12 protein-coding genes are annotated in these 18525 nt (G+C 28.9%); 8 read left to right on the top strand and 4 right to left on the bottom strand.

Features of this window, described 5'->3' with window-relative positions; translation table 11 throughout:
* Nucleotides 1–285: 285 nt before the first annotated feature.
* Together UF10_RS04895 and UF10_RS04890 are read right to left on the bottom strand one after the other, a co-directional pair.
* Complete coding sequence (locus UF10_RS04895; RefSeq protein WP_106776694.1) at nt 286–789, bottom strand: dihydrofolate reductase; 504 nt, start codon at nt 787–789, stop codon at nt 286–288.
* A gap of 40 nt (nt 790–829) precedes the next feature.
* On the bottom strand, nt 830–1663 hold the full coding sequence (locus UF10_RS04890) for a thymidylate synthase (RefSeq protein WP_106776693.1): 834 nt from the start codon (nt 1661–1663) through the stop codon (nt 830–832).
* Between the two features lie 935 nt (nt 1664–2598).
* On the opposite strand from UF10_RS04890, the gene UF10_RS04885 reads away from it, so the two are divergent.
* The 6 genes from UF10_RS04885 (at nt 2599) to UF10_RS04860 (ending at nt 13663) form a co-directional block, all read left to right on the top strand.
* Complete coding sequence (locus tag UF10_RS04885) at nt 2599–3675, top strand: VanZ family protein (RefSeq protein ID WP_106776692.1); 1077 nt, start codon at nt 2599–2601, stop codon at nt 3673–3675.
* Between the two features lie 222 nt (nt 3676–3897).
* Nucleotides 3898–6021 carry a cell wall-binding repeat-containing protein gene (locus UF10_RS04880; protein ID WP_106776691.1) on the top strand — a complete coding sequence of 708 codons (2124 nt, stop codon included), beginning with the start codon at nt 3898–3900 and terminating at the stop codon, nt 6019–6021.
* A gap of 313 nt (nt 6022–6334) precedes the next feature.
* The gene (locus tag UF10_RS04875) at nt 6335–7528 is read left to right on the top strand and encodes an iron-containing alcohol dehydrogenase (RefSeq protein WP_106776690.1); all 1194 of its coding nucleotides are present in this window, start codon (nt 6335–6337) and stop codon (nt 7526–7528) included.
* Nucleotides 7529–7940: 412 nt separating this feature from the next.
* Nucleotides 7941–10412: a leucine-rich repeat protein gene (locus tag UF10_RS04870; protein ID WP_106776689.1), complete on the top strand. Its 2472-nt coding sequence runs from the start codon at nt 7941–7943 to the stop codon at nt 10410–10412.
* 442 nt (nt 10413–10854) lie between these two features.
* Nucleotides 10855–11694, top strand: coding sequence for a hypothetical protein (locus UF10_RS04865; protein WP_106776688.1), 840 nt, complete (start codon nt 10855–10857; stop codon nt 11692–11694).
* A gap of 193 nt (nt 11695–11887) precedes the next feature.
* Nucleotides 11888–13663: an AAA family ATPase gene (locus UF10_RS04860; RefSeq protein ID WP_106776687.1), complete on the top strand. Its 1776-nt coding sequence runs from the start codon at nt 11888–11890 to the stop codon at nt 13661–13663.
* A 116-nt stretch (nt 13664–13779) separates the two neighbouring features.
* Here the strand turns inward: UF10_RS04860 and UF10_RS04855 are convergent, their stop codons facing one another.
* Nucleotides 13780–14592, bottom strand: coding sequence for an undecaprenyl-diphosphate phosphatase (locus UF10_RS04855; RefSeq protein WP_106776686.1), 813 nt, complete (start codon nt 14590–14592; stop codon nt 13780–13782).
* Between the two features lie 573 nt (nt 14593–15165).
* Between UF10_RS04855 and UF10_RS04850 the strand changes: the two genes are divergently transcribed.
* Nucleotides 15166–16164: an ABC transporter substrate-binding protein gene (locus UF10_RS04850; RefSeq protein WP_106776685.1), complete on the top strand. Its 999-nt coding sequence runs from the start codon at nt 15166–15168 to the stop codon at nt 16162–16164.
* 293 nt (nt 16165–16457) lie between these two features.
* Nucleotides 16458–16904: a MarR family winged helix-turn-helix transcriptional regulator gene (locus tag UF10_RS04845; protein WP_106776684.1), complete on the top strand. Its 447-nt coding sequence runs from the start codon at nt 16458–16460 to the stop codon at nt 16902–16904.
* A 169-nt stretch (nt 16905–17073) separates the two neighbouring features.
* Here UF10_RS04845 and UF10_RS04840 read toward each other — a convergent pair whose 3' ends face one another.
* Complete coding sequence (locus UF10_RS04840; RefSeq protein WP_106776683.1) at nt 17074–18273, bottom strand: pyridoxal phosphate-dependent aminotransferase; 1200 nt, start codon at nt 18271–18273, stop codon at nt 17074–17076.
* Nucleotides 18274–18525: the final 252 nt, after the last annotated feature.

Below are 18525 nucleotides of genomic sequence, written 5' to 3'. Positions count from 1 at the left end.
TTTAAATAAATATTTTGAATCTACTTTTATATAAATATAAAGTAGTATAATATACTTAGTAGCTATAGATAAAGATAATAAAGTGGTATATTCGATAAAAAAAGTAAATTTAATAGATAAAGGTAATATATTTAATAAAAGATAGTATGTTTAATAAAAGGTAGTATTTTAATAAAAAAGAGAATAAGAATATAGTAATCGCTCTAATAACATAAGTAGAATGATATAAAAAATGATGTGCATAATAAAAGAGACACCCTTATAAAGAGTGTCTCAAAATCAATATTATATTCTTTTATATATTAAATATCTGTATCTAGGTGCATTTTCAGGACATATATACTCAGATTCGCTTTCCACTTTCCAAATATTTTTGTCTATATTTGGAAAGTGGCTATCTGATTCTACACTTTCATCTTCATCTATTACTGTAACATAAAGCTTTGAAGCGGTATCCATAAATTGAGAGTATACACTATCTCCACCACATATAAATATTTTTTCATTCGGATTTAATTTTGCATACTCTAGTACATCTTCCTTAGAATTGAGAGTATATGCTCCCTCAAACTGAGAGTCGGATCTAGTAAGTATAATATTTTTTCTATTTGGAAGAGGTCTCTTAGGAAAACTAAAATATGTTTTTCTTCCACATACAATAGTATTATTTAAAGTAGTTTCCTTAAAATATTTTAAATCTTCCTTTAAATGATACAGCATATCTCCATTTAGGCCAATGGCATTAGTTTGTCCAGTCATTGCAACAATCATAAATATATTTTCGTACATTTTTGTCCTCTTTTCTTCTATTAATAATATAGCTCTATAATTAGATAGCCATTTCAAATTTTAGATTTGGCTTAACAGGAGTATATCCTTCCATAGTAAAATCTTCTAGAGTGAAATCATAGAAGTTTGTTTTATCAGGGTTTAGCACTAATCTTATTTTTTCACCATTTTCTTGAGGATTTCTTGAAATCAACTCTTTAACTTGATCTATATGTCTATCATATATATGAGCATTATTTACATAATGGCAGAAAACGCCCGCTTCCAAACCAACATGTCTTGCCACCATCATCTGAAGAGCAACATACTGTATCTTATTGATAGCATTTGCAACAGCTACATCTGAAGATCTCTGTATCAAAGTCATATCTAAAAATCCATCACGAACACTCCATTGAGTCTCCATAGCACAAGGGTGAAGTCCCTGACTAGCTGCAAGATCCGATTCTTGATAAAGGTTAATAATATGTCTTCTTCCATATGGCTGTTCCTTTAAAGCTTTTAAAAGCTTATTCATAAGGTCATATTTCTTTACAGTAGCACCATATCTCTGTCCAATAGTTCTATCGCCAATATCCCACTCGTCCCACCAAGTAATAGAATATTTTTCTTTTAATAAGTCTAAATTATTACTTTGATCCTGATATATCCATAAAACTTCCTTTATACCTGACTTCCAAGCCGTCTGTCTTAAAGTAAGTATTGGGAGCTCTCCCTTAGATAAATCGTATTTTTCAAACACCTGATTTACAAAGTAAGTGTGAGATGGAGTTCCATCAGCATATTTTGGACGAACCTTTTCCCCGAGAGTATTATTTCCACTATTCAATATCTCTGTACAAAGTTTTTTGAAATTATTATCTGCTATTGTCATAGTTACCTCCTAATAAAATTTATATTTTGTAAAATATCTTCTAACACTAGAGTATATTTTACCACAAATTTTACCACAAAAAATATTTTTTTATATAATCTCGATAAATAAGATTTTAATTAAGTTGAGGAAAATAAGATTTATAACAGCAATGGCAACTTAGACTTTAAGGGAAGGGATATATAGATTTTTTATAAGAAAAAGCTTAGTTAAATAATAAAGTGATGGATTATTTTTGAAAAGATTAGCTTATTAAATAAGAGTTGTATTTTTATTGAAAATTTGTGGGAAGCAGAGGATTACTATATAGTAATTAAAGAATTTATATATAGTAATTAAAATATTAAGAAAAAAAATAAAACTAGTTTAGCTTTTGAATAAATTAAGCAAGATATATATCTAGCTATATCAAAGGAACTTGATTTATACTGTAAAAAAATGTATATTGTAGATAAGGGTTTTTATTAAAACTAAATAATTTTATAATTATATTTCCTTTCTAGTGAGTGGCAAATCTATTTAAATATTTCATTATTTTTACTTTAATAGCATTATAATTATATATGCTATTAAATAGATTTAAGATAGCTTTAGTAATGTTTAAATTAGTGTAATTTTGTATATTACGTTTGAGAGTAGTGTAATTTTGTATATTAATAAAACTGTTCCATTGCTAATATCTTGTACCTTATCGTTTGAGATTAGTGTAATAAAGTCATTAATTTAAATAATAGTATAGTTACTTATAAAGATATATTTTAATATTAATTAATAGAAAATTCCATAAATTACTTTTGAGTATCTTTAATTTTTAATAGAAAAGTACAATATAGTGAATATAAAATATTTCCATAAATAAGCAAAAATTTGTTTAATATCAATCCAAAATATTGTTATTAATAATCCAAAAATTACTTAGTAAGGAGAAATAAATTATGACTTATATTTCAAGTATAAAAACGGGCATATTAATATTTCCTATGCTAGCATTGTTTATCACGATTCCATATATGATATGGATGTATAGAAGGTATGGTTCCATAAATATAATAAAAACACTGATAGTATATTCATTTGTTCTTTATTTAGAAAGTTGCTATTTATTAGTAATTTTACCGCTGCCAAAAGTTGCGGATGTACACACTTCATATAGTCAAATGATTAATTTGATTCCATTTGTTTTTATTGGAGATTTTATTAGAGAGAGTCCTTTTAATTTATTTAGGCTATCAACTTATATTCAGGCTATCAAGGATCCTACTTTTTATGTTCCTATATTTAATATTTTGATGTTAATTCCCTTTGGTATGTATTTAAGATACTACTTTAAGTTTAGTTTAAAAAAGGTTATAATTTTTACTGCTCTTTTAAGCTTATTTTTTGAGTTGACGCAACTTTCTGGTCTCTACTTCATTTATGATTCACCCTACCGTATATGTGATATAGATGATATTATACAAAATACTACTGGTGGCTTGCTCGGTTATTATATAGTTGGGCTTTTTAATAGTATATTGCCAGATAGAGATAATCTAGATGAAGTATCTTTAAAGAAAGGTGAGTCTGTTTCTGGGCTTAGAAGAATTTTTGCTTTTGCCATAGATGTTTTTGTTATTGGATTTATAAGCTCGACAATTGCTATTTTTATTCCTTTTTCATTTATTATAGTGACATTATTATACTTTACATTTATGCCTATAAAAAATGGCAGGACAATAGGATCAAGGATATTGAATTTTCATTTTGAAATGGAAAATAAGAATAAAAGAAATTTGTTCTTGAGAAGTTTGGGTATAGTAGTTTATTTCTATGCACTTCCTAGATTTCTAAACTTTATAATGGATTTAATAAATGGTAGAGCTGATAATATGCTACTTGTATCTATATTTTTCTCAGCATTTATGCTTTTTATTATCTATTTGCTACTAAATATTATTTTGATTTTAAGTAATAGAAAGTTTCCATTTGATAAAATAGGGAGAGTATCTTATTATAGTGATATAAAAAAGTAGATTAATATCTATAATTTTATATAAAGGTAAAATATAAAATAGAACTACTAAAGTGCTTAAATGTTAGAGATAAAGTTAACAAAAAAGATACCTTTGCTACAATTTGTTACCAATAAATATATGAGCAATAAGAAATTGTCACCGTATAGATGTTGAAAGGATATGTGATTATTGATTATAATTAAGATATAGATTAGTCTGTTAATACTAAGGAGGTATAATATGAAAAATTTATTCAAAAAAACATTAATAGTAGCAACGGCTATGTCATTGATGATTCCACTTGCTGGGATTCAATCACATGCAGATGAATTAAATGTAAAAAATATAAGTGGTAGTGATAGATTTTCTACTGCAGTAAGTATTTCTCAGAGCGGTTGGCCAAGCGGTTCCAAAAATATTATGTTGGTAAACTCTGATGCTGTAGCGGATTCACTTTCAGTAGCACCGCTTGCAAGTAAGATGAAGGCACCAGTCCTTTTAACGAACAGTGGTTTTTTAAATAATGTTACAAATAAAGAAATTAAAAGGCTATCACCTCAAAAGATTACAATTATAGGTGGTAATGGATCAGTATCTTCAAAGGTAGAAGATTCTTTGAAGGCACAGTCTTATGAGGTTGAGAGAATTGCCGGTAGTACAAGAGTAGAAACATCTATTAAAATAGCGGAAAAATTGAAAGCTTTAGACAATAAAAAGTTTGAAAATGCCTTTATAGTAAATGGTATGACAGGTCTAGCAGACGCTGCAGGAGTAGGTTCAGTAGCAGCTAAAAACAATTCACCAATTATATTTGTAAATAAGAATGCTTCAGAAAGTGTAAGAGCAAATCTAAATGGACTTGGAATAGACAGTGTATTTCTAATAGGTGGAGTTGCAAGCTTACCTAATCCGTATGATTCTATAGCAACTCATGTAGAACGTATATCTGGTAAGGATAGACAGGAAACCAATTACAATATGATTAATAGATTTTATAAGAATTATGATACTGTATATATTGCAGATGATGGTAGTAAAAATCCTACTAAGCTTATAGATTCAGTTCTTATAAATGCAGGAATAATAGCAAGTAATAATGATGGCGAGGATATAGAAGATAATGTATCTAAACCGATCGACGACAAAGATAAAGACAAAGAAGATACTAATATAGGAAATACAACTATTGATTCAGATAAGGACAATACATCTGATACAGATAGTGAAACAGGTATAGGAACTACTGTGATTGATTCAGATAAGAATGCTAATGTTAAAAAGGATACTTCTAATACAGAAGAAAAGATAAGTGAAGAAAATACTGAGGTTTTGGATGAGAATTCTGATTTTTCAGCTACAGATAATATAAAGACAGCACCTGCTTCTAAGAGTAATTCTTCATTAAAAGAAGGACCTGTAATGCTTGTTTCCGAAAAAAAAGGTCTTGTATACAATCAAATGAGGGCCTTAAATAATGACAATAATGTAGTAAGAGAAATCACTCAAGTAAGTGGTGGTGCAAACTTTACAAATGCTATTAATAATATTGCGGATTTTATAAAGGCTAAGGGAGATCCAAAAGCAAACCAAGCATTCAATAAAATTCTTGGATATGAAGGGGTAAGTATATCTTACAATGTAGCAGGAAATAGAAGGAGTCTAGATGGCAACAATATATTACAGATGATTAACTGTGGTATTAAAAATGATTTCAATGTTGAATTTAATAAAGATTTAGTGAAGAACTTTGCATCTTCAATAGATAATACTGGTATCACTAGCACTTCTGGTCAGAACTATGCTTACAGAAGAAATGGAAATATTATAATAGCTAAGGGTGGATCAAAATCATATGTTGATGTAGACTATGAAACAAATAGGATAATGAATATGTTATCTACTGGAAAATCATACAATGGCTTGACTCCAAAGTACAATAAAACTACAAGCACAGTGCCTAAAGGTGCTACAGCTTTAGGAAATAAATATGTTCAAATAGATTTAAAAACTCAGCATATGTGGTTGTGGAAAGATGGAAAGGCAATTGTATCAACTCCAATAGTAACAGGTAATCCTAATAAGGGTTGGGCAACTCCTCCAGGTATATTTACAATCAAAAATAAAATGAGAAATGTAGTTTTAAGAGGACCAGGATACGCTTCACCAGTTAAGTACTGGATACCTTTCAATGGAAGTATAGGTATACATGATGCTTCTTGGCAACCAGTATATGGTGGAAATAGATATCAATACGCTGGATCACGTGGATGTATAAATACACCTTATAATAATGCAACTCTTGTATATAATAATGTGGCTATAGGAACACCCGTAATAGTTCAAAGTAATGCAAGTATAAAATAGTCTATTAATGAAAAATAACAAATTATAGAAGGGACCTAATTTAATAGGTCTCTTTTTATACATTTTTTTTGTTAAATAGCATATAATACACTCCAAAGATTTTAAAATACAAATAAAAGATTTTAAAATACAAGTAAAAAAGAAGATATATAATTAGAAAAATATTTAACAATAATATTGTTAAAATTGTTTACAAACTAACTAAAAAGGTATATAATATATTTATTCAATAAAAACAAGATAAAATTAAATAAATAAAATAAAATAATTTTATTTAAAAACAATAGTTTCAAACTTAATGGGGGTAATTATTATGTGGGAAAAGGAAATAAACGTTAATGAAGTTAAAGAAGTAAGGGTTAAGACTACTGCATATATAGGTGCAGGCGCTATACAAAAATTTAACAATATTGCTGAAGAATTGGCAAGTAAGGGTATCAATAAAGTTGTAATTTTAACAGGAAGAGCAGCTTATAAAAAAACAGGTGCTTGGGAAGTTGTAGAAAAAGCTTTAAAAGACAATAATATTGAATATGCTTTATTTGACAAAATCACTCCTAATCCACAACATCTAGATGTAGATGAAGCTACTAATCTAGGAAAGAAAATAGGAGCTCAGGCTGTTATAGGTATTGGTGGAGGAAGTCCAATAGATTCAGCTAAATCAGTAGCAATATTACTTAAATATCCTGATAAGACAGCAGCTCAGTTATATGAATTAGAATTTGTTCCTCAAGAGGCGGCTCCAATAATAGCTATAAATCTTACTCATGGAACTGGTACAGAAGTAGATAGATTTGCAGTTGTATCAATACCAGAAAAAGAATATAAACCAGCGATTGCTTATGACTGTATCTATCCAATGTATGCCATTGATGATCCAGCACTTATGACTAGCTTGCCAGAGTTTCAAACAATGTCAGTATCAGTAGATGCTGTAAATCATGTATTTGAAGCAGCAACTAGTTTGGCAGCAAATCCATTTAGTATATTATGTGCAAAAGAAACTGTTAGACTAGTACATAAATATTTACCAAGAGCTTTAAAAGATGGAAGTGATATAGAGGCAAGATATTATTTATCATATGCATCTTTAATAGCAGGGACTGCATTTGACAATGGAATGCTTCATTTTACACATGCTTTGGAACATCCTCTAAGTGCTATAAAAACTGACTTGACTCATGGATTTGGCTTAGGTATATTACTTCCAGCAGTAGTAAAGCAGTGCTTTGACTCAAGAAAAGAAACTATTACAGAGATATTTGCTCCAATATTTGGGGATGAAAAGAATATAGATGCTCAAAAAGCTGAGGATCTTACAAAAAAATGGTTAAAATCTGTGGGATTAACTCAGACATTAAAGGATGAAGGTTTCTCAGAGGCCGATTTAGATAAGCTAGTAGACTTGGCATTTACAACACCATCACTTGATGGATTATTGGGATGTGCCCCAGTAGAAGCTACTAGAGAGAGAGTAAGAACAATATACAAAGAATCACTATAAGATAAACTACTATATAGTATAGATTATAGTTTTAAAGAAGAGTATATACAGAGATTAACAAATCATATAAATCAATAACTAATAATAATTAAATATTTACTTTAAGATCAAAAAATGAGCACTGGAATTAATCTGAGTGCTCATTTTTATTAAGAAAATATTTTATACAGATAGACTGATTAAACAGATTGGACAATAATTGAAACTTCTAGATGAAGTTAAGGTTGAAAAATGTTAAAATATGGTTAAAGAAGTTTGAATTATATTTTAAATTATTTGAATTATATTTAGAAAGAGTTGAATAAATTCAAAATGATTAGAAATAATATTAAAAGATTAGAAAAGCTTATTTTAATATTGAGTAATAAACTTTTCTATAAGCAAGCTTAGTAATTATTTAAAGGAGGATTTTATGAGTAAAAAAATTAGTAAATTAGTAATATCAACACTTTTAGCTACAAGTATAATATTACCACCGCAAGTTACTATGGCAGATCAGATAGTTGAAAGCAGTTTTGAGAGCAATATAAAGCAGGAAAAAAACAATATAATAGAGTTAAATAAAGGTGATATAGTTATGAAGAGAGATTCTTGGGTAGCCTTGACAGAGCAAGGTAGAAAGAAGTTTATAAGTAATGCATCAATCAAACTTCCATCTAATCTAGGAGTAAAAAAAATTTCAATCAAAGCCTCACAAGAAAATATAACTTTTCCGCATAAGTTAATTATAGGAGAAGGAGTAGAAGAGATAGATGAAGGGGCTTTTTATGTAAATCCAATAAATACTCCTAATATATCGAATTTAGAGCTACCAAATTCTTTGAAAAAAATCGGTAGGTCAGCATTTAAAAATAACTCTATTTTTGAATTAAAGTTACCTAGCCAATTGGAAAGTATAGGAGAAGAGGCGTTTTTGGGTAATTCAATAAATAAACTAACTATTCCAGATAGTATGAAGAGTATTTCTAAGTACGCTTTTGCAGAAAATAGCATTTCAGAACTGAACTTTTCTAATAACTTAGAAAGTATAGCTGAAGGTGCTTTTTATAGTAACCAATTAAAAGAAGTAAGTTTTCCAGAGGGTCTTAAATCAATAGGAAGTAGCGCATTTTTTAGAAATCAAATAGAAAAAATAAGTTTCCCTAAGAGTATAGAAACTATAGAGGCTTCAGCTTTTAGAGAGAATAGATTAAAGGATGTATCAGTAATTCCTAAGGGAGAAAAAATAGATAAAAATACAGTGGGATCATATCAATCTATCACTATGTTTACCATTGATAATAAGATTCCCTTATACAAACTAAAAGATATAAATGGAGATACACCCAACGAGGTTAGAGTAAGTGAACATTCAATAGAAAGTGGACATAGTCTTGCAGATGATTTGATTAAAAATTCTGATGGAAGTTATTCTGTAAAGGAAGGGAAAACAGTTGAAATAATAGTTTCAAGTCCTTATAAATATACTGATAACTCTGGCAAGATCGTTCCTAGCACTGAGTGGCATATAACTGTTTCCAACTCAACTCCTACTCCTAAGATAGAAACAGTAATTAAAAATGGAAAGGATGCAGATGGAGCCATCAATCCTTTAAAACAGTCTTTTGAACTAAGAGTAGTTCCTGGAGATGAAGATAAACCATTTAAAAATGGAGATGTAATAGTATTTAAAGAAAATGCTGAATATGTATACGTGGTTGGCAGAAGTACAGTATCTAAAACAATAGATACATCTAAAATGATGGGTAGAAAAAATGAAGATAAAGTAGTGAAAAATAGTGTAAAAGAAAATCTTAACCCTAGATTAAATGATGATGGTAGTGTATCTTTTACTATGGATAATATTTTTAGAAGAAATGATTTCATATCAGTTTCGGCAAAGCAAGGAGATTCACCTTGTTCAAGTTGGGAACTTAAAGTAATTGATGAAGAAATAAGTGAAGAAAGATTTGCAAAAAGATTAAGTGGTAATAATAGATTTGAAACAGCTATAGAAGTGAGTAAAAATATGTACGATAAGGCAGATTCAGTAATAATAGCTAATCATGAAAAATACCAAGATATATTGACAGCTTCACCACTTGCAGTTGAATTGAAGGCTCCAATACTTTATACAGAGGCTAAAAACATTTCGGCTTCTACTCAAAAGGAAATAGAACGTTTAGGGGCTAAAAATATCTATATAAATGGTGGTAAAAATTCAGTATCTGAAGATATTGAAAGCAAACTAAAAGAAAAAGGATTTAATGTAGTTAGGTTTGATGGAAAAGATAGATATGAAACAGCAGCTTTAATTGGGGCAAAAATAAGAGAAAATGGTAATAAAAATACTGTTGAAATTGCATCAGGTGAAAATTATCCAGATGCACTATCAATTAGTTCGCTTGCAATGAGAGAGAAGGCTCCGATTCTTTTAACTAAAAAAGATAGTTTGACTAATAATACAGAAAAAGCTTTAAGTGATTGGAGGGTTAAAAATGTTAATATAGCTGGTGGCGAGTCATCAGTATCAAAAAATGTAGAAAATACTTTAAAAACTGGAAATATCAACAATAAAGATGAAAAACTTACAGCTGTAGAAAATCTACAGAGATTTGCAGGAAGTGATAGATATGAAACATCAGCAAAAATATTAGATAGTCTACTAAATGATTATCCTATGACTATTCTAGCAAGTGGAGAAAACTTTGCAGATGCTCTTGTAGCAGCTCCTTTAGCGGGAAGTTTGAATTCTCCAGTGGCTCTTGTAAGAAAGAACGCTATTCCAAATACAGTTTATAAGGTTTGGAAGAAAGACCATAGAAATGATTTTGTAATTGTTGGTGGAGAAAAGTCTATAAGTAATCAGTTAATAACTGATTTTTATGAAGTGAAGGAAAAGTAGGATATAAGCAAAACTTATCCGATCATAGATCTTTAAAAATTGAGCTCTTTAATTGATAGAACAAAAAAGTGCGAGATTTTTATATAGAGTAATAAATAGGTCAAAGATGTGATTTCATGTCTTTGACTTTTTTATTATAATAAAAAATTATAAAGTTATAAGCTATAGAAAAAACAGGAGTTTTCAAAGTATAAAGAGATATTTTTAGTAGAAAAAAATCTTTATAACTAATAAAATTTAAAAATATAATAAAAGTAAGAATTTTTCAATATATTGTAATCTAAATTTAATTGAATAATCTTTATTACAATGTTATTATTAAACTAGGTAATTAATCTGAAAATTATCGGCAATTAATAGTTATAAATATAAAGTTGCAAATATTTAATAAATTTAATAAAATAGAAATTTATTAAGGGTTTTTTATCTGTAGGAGGTAGTTATGAAAAAAATTAATAAGATAGAAATTAAAATTAATATCAAAAAAAATATATTTGATGTTAATATGAAAAGAGATTTTTCACCCGTTAAAATATTGATGGTTGGAAATAAGATTATGGCAGAGTATGCTATGATAATGATGGAAAACAATGATACTAATATGTTTGATGATGATATATCATCACTAACTAAAAGATTAGACGACTTAGGCGATATAAAGCTTGTAATAGAGGAGTATGAGGCAAATACTTTTGGATTAGGTAAACAGATATTACATGAAGTGAAGCAGGAAAAAGGATATAATATTAAGGATGCTTTTGCAATAATAAGTGTTGCTATGACATATATTAAAGATACTTTAATAACTGCCTATGGTATGGATAATAAGGTATATCTTATGGATAAGGAAGATGCTATAGATTGTTTAGCTAAATTTGAGAGATCTTTAGATACATATAAAAAAGTCTCTGATATGTATGGGATGTCTGGATATGTATATAAAAATTTCGAAGCAAGTTTAGAGAGTTTAGTATCTAACATAGGCTATATGTCAGAGATTTGTGGAGATATGGCAAATGAATTTTTAACTGATAGTAATGGTCAAAATATATTTGCAAGCGAATTGTTTGAAGAGCATTATGAAGGTGATAAAAATAGACCTGAATTTAATGCGCAAGACTATGATGAAAAGTTAGACTCTATATACAATGAAGATGATCTTGAAATGGATAGTTATAAAGAGTTGGCAAGTGAGAGTTATGATAGAATAATGGGAATGATATCTAATGCTAGCCATGATCATGAGTGTTGTGGACACGATCATACTCATCAACATAACTAAAATATAACTTTATAATTAAGAAATATTTTAGCCAATTATTAGATTGAATATGTAATATAAATTAAATAAGCTTGAATTAAACCAATTAAATAAGAGAAAATTTGTAGAATATTAGTAAAGTTTTAATAAAATAAATAGAAATCTATCAATGCGATACAGAATAGATGAATCGTTTTTGTAGGGGGGAATAACATTGAAGAATTATATGAGTATAGTTTCAAATTTAGAAGCTCTTAAGCTTAAAGATATAGAAAAAAAGATATATCATAATGCAAGAGATAGCGACTTTTTAATCCCAAAAGTAATACCATTTAAGGGTGTTAATACGGATATGCTTTACATTAGAGATAACTCTATGGTTTTTATCAAGTTTATGGATACAACAGAGGATCTTTTTTCGTTTTTAGATGAAGAAATTCTTGAGGTAATGAAGGAAGAGTATGATTTACTTTCTAGAAAAATGAAAAAAACATACCCTGATATAAGTTATAATTATATATTTTTAATGCCAAATATAGAGTCGATAGAAGATAAATATGATATGGACGAATTTGTTGATAAACATATTTTGGTTGGTGAAGAGCTAAAAGATCTTTTAAGGGACCGTGATAATATAAAAAAATATATGGGTAGCGAAAACAAGGAAATTGAGCTATCAATGTATATATATGGAATATGTAGTGAATATTTTGCAATAACAAAAGGAGTAAACCTAAATCCTTTTATGAAAAAGATATCTTTCAAACATGATAGTTTGGAATATAAGATATGTATGATGGAAGAGAAGCAAATATCCGATATTGCATCAGCAAATTACGGTAACCATCTGATAGCTGGTGGATCTGGCACTGGTAAGAGTTCACTTTTACTAGGAAGAGCTATAAAGCTGTCAAAGATATACCCTCATCATAAGTTTCTGATACTTGCCTTTACAAAGCAACAGTTAAATATGTATAAGGAAATGTTGGAGATATTGAAGGTAGATACTTCAAATATAGAAGTCTTTACTTTTAGCTCATTTATATTTAAGTTGGCAAAGGCAAATAATCTTGTAGTAGATTATAATTTACTAAAGAAGAATTATGATAAATCATTTATAAATATAATGAAACAGATAAATAATTCGATGAAAAATAAAAAAATGTATAAGGGAATTTTTGTTGATGAGGCAGAAAACTTAACAGAAGAAGAGATACTTTTAATAAATGAATTTTTATACAGTACAAAGAATATATTTAATGTCAGCGTTTGTAAGGCATATAATATAAATAATAATCTTAATATTTTTAAATGTAATTTGGATGCACTAGAGTATGAAGATGAATTATATCTTGAAAATAATTATAGTCAAAGTGAGGAAGTTACAGAATTTATAAATGCTTATTGTGATAGGGCAAATTCTTTTATGAGTGGTCTTAGAGATAATATATCTCATGATATTTTTATGAAGACAAAGCCTACTTGGAAGTCTCATAGAGAGGTAAATATAGTTAGGGTAGAGGATTTAGATGATCAGATTAGCTCAGTTATTTGGGAAATTCAACATATGGTCAATGATTTAGGATATGCACTGGAAGATATAGCTATAGTTTATCCATACAATAAAAAAAGACTTAAGAATGGAAAAACAATATATTTTCAATATATGCTGAGAAAATCTCTTGAAGAGATGGGGATAAACTATATGTTTGCAGACGATACAGTCAGCAACATTACACCAAAAGATGGTGTAACTATATCCAACATATATTCAATTAAGTCGCTATCTTATAAGGTTGTCATAGTCTGTGAATTAGAAATGCTTTATAATCATACTATATCTCCTGAAAGTCAAGATTATTTGATTAATGATTTTGCTGGAGATTTGAATAAAGTATATACTGCAATGACTAGAGCAGAGGAGAGTTTGAGCATAATAATTTCTTATACTGAAGAAAATAGCGATATAATTAAGGTTTTAAGTGAATAGTTTAGAAATTTAATTTATAAAAAATATATTTTATTAATTAGAAAAGATATATAGCATAATAAGTAAAAAATAAAAAGCTATGCAAATTGCATAGCTTTTTTTGTATATTTAATCTATTATCTTGCTAGTGCAAAGTAAATAAAAACTATTATACCTAGAGCTATTCTGTATACACCAAAGACCTTAAAGTCATGCTTTTTAATATACTCCAAGAAGAATTTAATAACTACAATAGAAACAATAAACGCAGTTAATGAACCGACTAAAATAATAAGCCATTCAAATCCACTAAAGGCAAATCCAGCGTGCATCAATTTTAATACGCTAGCACCAAACATAGTTGGTATTGCCAAGAAGAATGAGAATTCAGCAGCTATAAATCTGGATGTTCCTAAAAGTGTTGCTCCTATAATAGTTGAACCTGATCGAGAAGTACCAGGAACAAGTGCTAGAATCTGAAACATACCTATTAGAAAAGCTGTCTTATATGATAGCTGATTAAACTTAGTTATCTGTGGCCTTTTATGTCTACTTTCAAGCCAAATCATAATAACACCGTATACAATTAGTGCAGCGGCAACTACTGAGGGCTTAAACAATACTGCAGATATTTCATCTTCAAACAAAACCCCGATAATACCAGATGGAATTACTGCAATAATAACTTTAAACCAAAGACTCCAAGTAGCTTTTCTAGCCTTAGCTGTTTTTTTCTTAGAAAAAGGATTTAACTTCTCAAAGAATAAAATCAAAACAGCAAGTATAGAACCAAATTGTATAACTACAAGGAATGTATCGACGAATTTTTTTGACCCTGCTAAGTGCAAAAATTGGTCGACCAAAATCATATGTCCAGTACTACTTACTGGAAGCCATTCTGTTATACCTTGGACTATACCAAGGAATATGGCCTTTAAAATCTCTAACAAAACTATAACCTCCCACTCAATTATAAGTTGTATTTTAATTCAAAATTTACCTATTAATATTACCATATAATGCCTTAAAAATCAATTAAGTTAGAATCTTCTTTAGAAAGTCTTAAATATATAAATATTATTAAAATAAAGAAATTTTCTGATTTTTATTGACATAAGCTGTTATCGATGTTAAGATGTATAACAATAACAATAACAATAACAATAAAAGAAAGACTAATACTTAAAAAAAGGAGAAGAGAGATGAGAAAATTTACTAACATATATTATTATTACTTTGCTTACTATATTTAGGGATTGTAGCATGTTTTAAACTAAGTGACTTATTTAGACATTGTTTACAGCCCGTTTTAAAGTACAACAGTACAAGGATTGTAACGTGTCGGCCAAAGTGATTTTAACATTTATGTTAAAGTATTTTTCTTTAAGTAATCGCCGCATGTTTGGCGGTTTTTTTTATACCATTTTTTAGATTCCTACCGCCACTTTATTTGCTGGCGGTTTTTTTATTTTAGTCTTTATTTTTATTTAATTAAATTATTATTTATACTTGGAGGTATTATTATGAAGTTTATTAAGAAAGAGTTCAAAAAATCTAATGTTAAAAAGTTTTTAAGTATGGCTATGATAGCAAGTTTATCTATAACTTTATTATCAGCTTGTGGATCTAAAAAAGGTGAGGTAAAAAATATAGGAATATCACAATTAGTAGAACATCCTGCCCTAGATTTATCAAAAGAAGGCTTCCTAGAAGGTTTAAAAGAGGAAGGATTTGAAGAAGGCAAGAATATAAAGATAGATATGCAAAATGCTCAAGGAGACGTTCCTACAGCTCAGACAATAGCAAATAAATTTGTAACTGACAATAAAGATTTGATTTTTGCAATTGCTACGCCTTCTGTTCAGGCAGCTAAAAATGCTACAAATGAAATACCTATAATATTTACAGCAGTAAGTGATCCTGCAAATGCAAAAATAGTAAAATCTAATGAGAATCCAGGAGGAAATATAAGCGGAACATCAGATTTTCAAAATATTAATAAATCTTTAGATGCAATGAATGAAGTTTTACCTGATGCAAAAAAGATAGGAGCTATATTTAATACATCAGAAATAAATTCAAAGATTCAGATTGAAAACATTAAAGAAGCAGCAAAGAAAAGAAATATGGAAGTAATAGATATGGGAGTATCTTCAACAAATGAAATAAGCCAAGCTGTTAGTGCACTTGCAAAAAAGACTGACCTAATATTCACTCCTACAGATAATTTAATGGCGGCATCTATGCCTTTGATAGTAGAAACAGCTAAAAAGGATAAAGTACCTGTTATAGGATCTGAAGAGGCCCATGTGCAAAATGGTGCTCTAGCTGCAAATTCATTAAGCTACAAAGAAATAGGAAGAGAAGCTGGAAAAATGGCAGCAAGGGTACTAAATGGAGAAGATATTAGTAAAATGCCAGTTGTATTTACTGATAAAGCAAGAGTAGTAGTAAATGAAAAGACTATGAATGAGCTTTCGATTCAATTAAAAAATACAGATAAAGTAGAGTTTATTAAGTAAAAATCCATAGTCTTTTAAAAGTAAGAATATTTGAAAAATATAAATTTATTATTTAATTTAGGAAAAAGAAAAGTATTTTCTAAAAAAGACTAAACATTATTTAAAGGAAGTAAGTTTTATACTTACTTTCTTTATTTAGTTTTTTAACTATATATAGCCTTATATAATTATTTTTGTTTGATATAAAAATGCCTTAATATCACTAAAAAAGAATATTTTACTTAGAGATATTGAAAAATCTTATAATTTTACTTATAATGGATTTAGGTGTACATGAATGGAGGCGTATATATATGTATAAAAGCGTGGATACAACAATATCCTTCTTGGTAAAATCACTGCCAAGATTGTATAATGATTTTTATTTAGAATATATAAAATCATTTATACAAAATAGAAATATCAATAAGACTCAGGTAAGAGCTCTTACATTTATAAAGAACTATGGTTCTATAAGTATGAGTGAACTATGTAATATGTTAAACATAGAAAAGGGTAGCTTAACGAGTATGATTGATGACTTGGAAGAAAAGAAGTATGTTGAAAGAGTAAAGGATAAAAAAGACAGAAGAAAGTACAATATTGTTTTGACAGAAGATGGCGATAAACTAGCTTGTGAGTTTTTGGATTATTTGAAAGATGAACTTCATGGAAAAATAGACTGTATAGGTCATGAAAGCCTAGAAAAGTTTTTTGATTCAATGAAGGTAATAATAAACACAATGGAATCCATTGACTAAAGTTAAAAATATGAAGCATTAAATAATCAGGGGGCTATTGGTTAAATCCAATAGCTTTTTTGATTTTTGCATTTTATAAAAGTATAAAGTAAAAAAAACACCACTATCAAATGATAGTGGTGTTTAGTATTGTTAATTTAAATAATTTGTAATTTTATACAAGCAATTATTACTTGTTTCCAGCAGCCTTATAAGCTTCAAGACCTAACTTTAAGCATTCAGCAGCAGCTACTAGATCATCCTGATTTAAGATGTAAGCAAGTCTTACTTCATCCTTACCAAGACCTGGAGTAGCATAGAATCCTTCAGATGGAGTAGCCATAGTAGTAGCTCCATTGTGTCTGAATTCATTTAACATGAATATTACGAAGTCTTCAGCATTTTCTACTGGAAGCTTAACTTCGATGTAGAATGCACCTGTTGGCTTTTCACAAACAAGTCCAGGAATCTTCATTATTTCATTGTATAGTACATCTCTTCTCTTGCTGTATTCTTTGTTTACTTCTTCTAAGTAAGACTTAGGAGTTCTGTAAAGTTCAGCAGCACCAACCATTTCTAGAGTAGGAACACAAAGTCTTCCCTGGCAAAGCTTAAGAACCTGAGCTATGAATTCTTTGTTCTTGGAAGCTAAAGAACCGATTCTAGCACCACAAGCAGAGTATCTCTTAGATACTGAGTCTACGATTATTACTCTATCAGCAACACTTTCTATGTTTCCGAAACTTGTATACTTTAATCCATCATAAACGAATTCTCTGTATACTTCGTCAGCTATTATCCAAAGATCCTTTTCCATAGCTATTTCAGCTAACATTTCCATTTCTTCACGAGTATAAACTGCACCAGTTGGGTTTCCTGGGTTAGAAAGTAATATACCCTTAGTCTTGTCATCTATTACGCTAAGTATTTCTTCCTTAGCTGGTAAGTGGAATCCATTTTCAGCCTTTGTAGTTATTGGCTTAATTCCAACTTCAACACAACTAGCAAAACCATTGTAGTTAGTGTAGAATGGTTCTGGAACTAAAAGATTGTCTCCAGCGTTGCAAAGAGTCATCATTGCAAATAATAATGCTTCTGAACCACCGTTAGTTATTAGTATTTCACCTGGTTCGAAGTTGATGTCGTATCCCTTGTAGTAGTCGATCATAGCGTTAACTAGCTCATCAGAACCTACTGAATCAGCATACTTTAGAACTTCTTGATCGAATTCTCTTATTGCATTCATAAATCCGTCTGGAGTCTTGATGTCTGGCTGACCTATGTTTAAGTGGTAAACCTTTACTCCTTCTTTCTTTGCAGCTGTAGCATATGGTACAAGCTTTCTTACTGGTGAAGCCTGCATTGAACCAACTCTGTTAGAAAATTTCATGATATAAACCTCCATAATATTAAATGTCATTTAAATAGTTGCAGAACTAAATTCTACAACAATATTTTGTATTATTACAAAAGAAAATAATTTGTAAAAACGTTTTTTTCTTCTAGAATTAATATAACACAAAATTGTACAAAAATAAATAAGTTTATGTTATATTTATAAATTAACAAAGAATTATTTATAAATCTCTCCTAAAAAGAGAAATTTAGTGATATAATTTTAAATAAATAATAGATATTAATT

It is taken from the genome of Peptostreptococcus russellii (assembly GCF_003012055.1).
In the GTDB taxonomy this organism is placed as follows: domain Bacteria; phylum Bacillota; class Clostridia; order Peptostreptococcales; family Peptostreptococcaceae; genus Peptostreptococcus; species Peptostreptococcus russellii.
The sequence above is the reverse complement of the archived record's forward strand: the minus strand, read 5'-3'. Positions and strand labels throughout refer to the sequence as shown.

Excerpts from the sequence above, each read along its gene's own strand:
- UF10_RS04875 (WP_106776690.1), top strand. The coding sequence starts at position 6,335 with ATGTGGGAAAAGGAAATAAACGTTAATGAAGTTAAAGAAGTAAGGGTT.
- UF10_RS04885 (WP_106776692.1), top strand. The coding sequence starts at position 2,599 with ATGACTTATATTTCAAGTATAAAAACGGGCATATTAATATTTCCTATG.
- UF10_RS04895 (WP_106776694.1), bottom strand. The coding sequence starts at position 789 with ATGTACGAAAATATATTTATGATTGTTGCAATGACTGGACAAACTAAT.
- UF10_RS04840 (WP_106776683.1), bottom strand. The coding sequence starts at position 18,273 with ATGAAATTTTCTAACAGAGTTGGTTCAATGCAGGCTTCACCAGTAAGA.
- UF10_RS04865 (WP_106776688.1), top strand. The coding sequence starts at position 10,855 with ATGAAAAAAATTAATAAGATAGAAATTAAAATTAATATCAAAAAAAAT.
- UF10_RS04870 (WP_106776689.1), top strand. The coding sequence starts at position 7,941 with ATGAGTAAAAAAATTAGTAAATTAGTAATATCAACACTTTTAGCTACA.
- UF10_RS04845 (WP_106776684.1), top strand. The coding sequence starts at position 16,458 with ATGTATAAAAGCGTGGATACAACAATATCCTTCTTGGTAAAATCACTG.
- UF10_RS04850 (WP_106776685.1), top strand. The coding sequence starts at position 15,166 with ATGAAGTTTATTAAGAAAGAGTTCAAAAAATCTAATGTTAAAAAGTTT.
- UF10_RS04880 (WP_106776691.1), top strand. The coding sequence starts at position 3,898 with ATGAAAAATTTATTCAAAAAAACATTAATAGTAGCAACGGCTATGTCA.
- UF10_RS04890 (WP_106776693.1), bottom strand. The coding sequence starts at position 1,663 with ATGACAATAGCAGATAATAATTTCAAAAAACTTTGTACAGAGATATTG.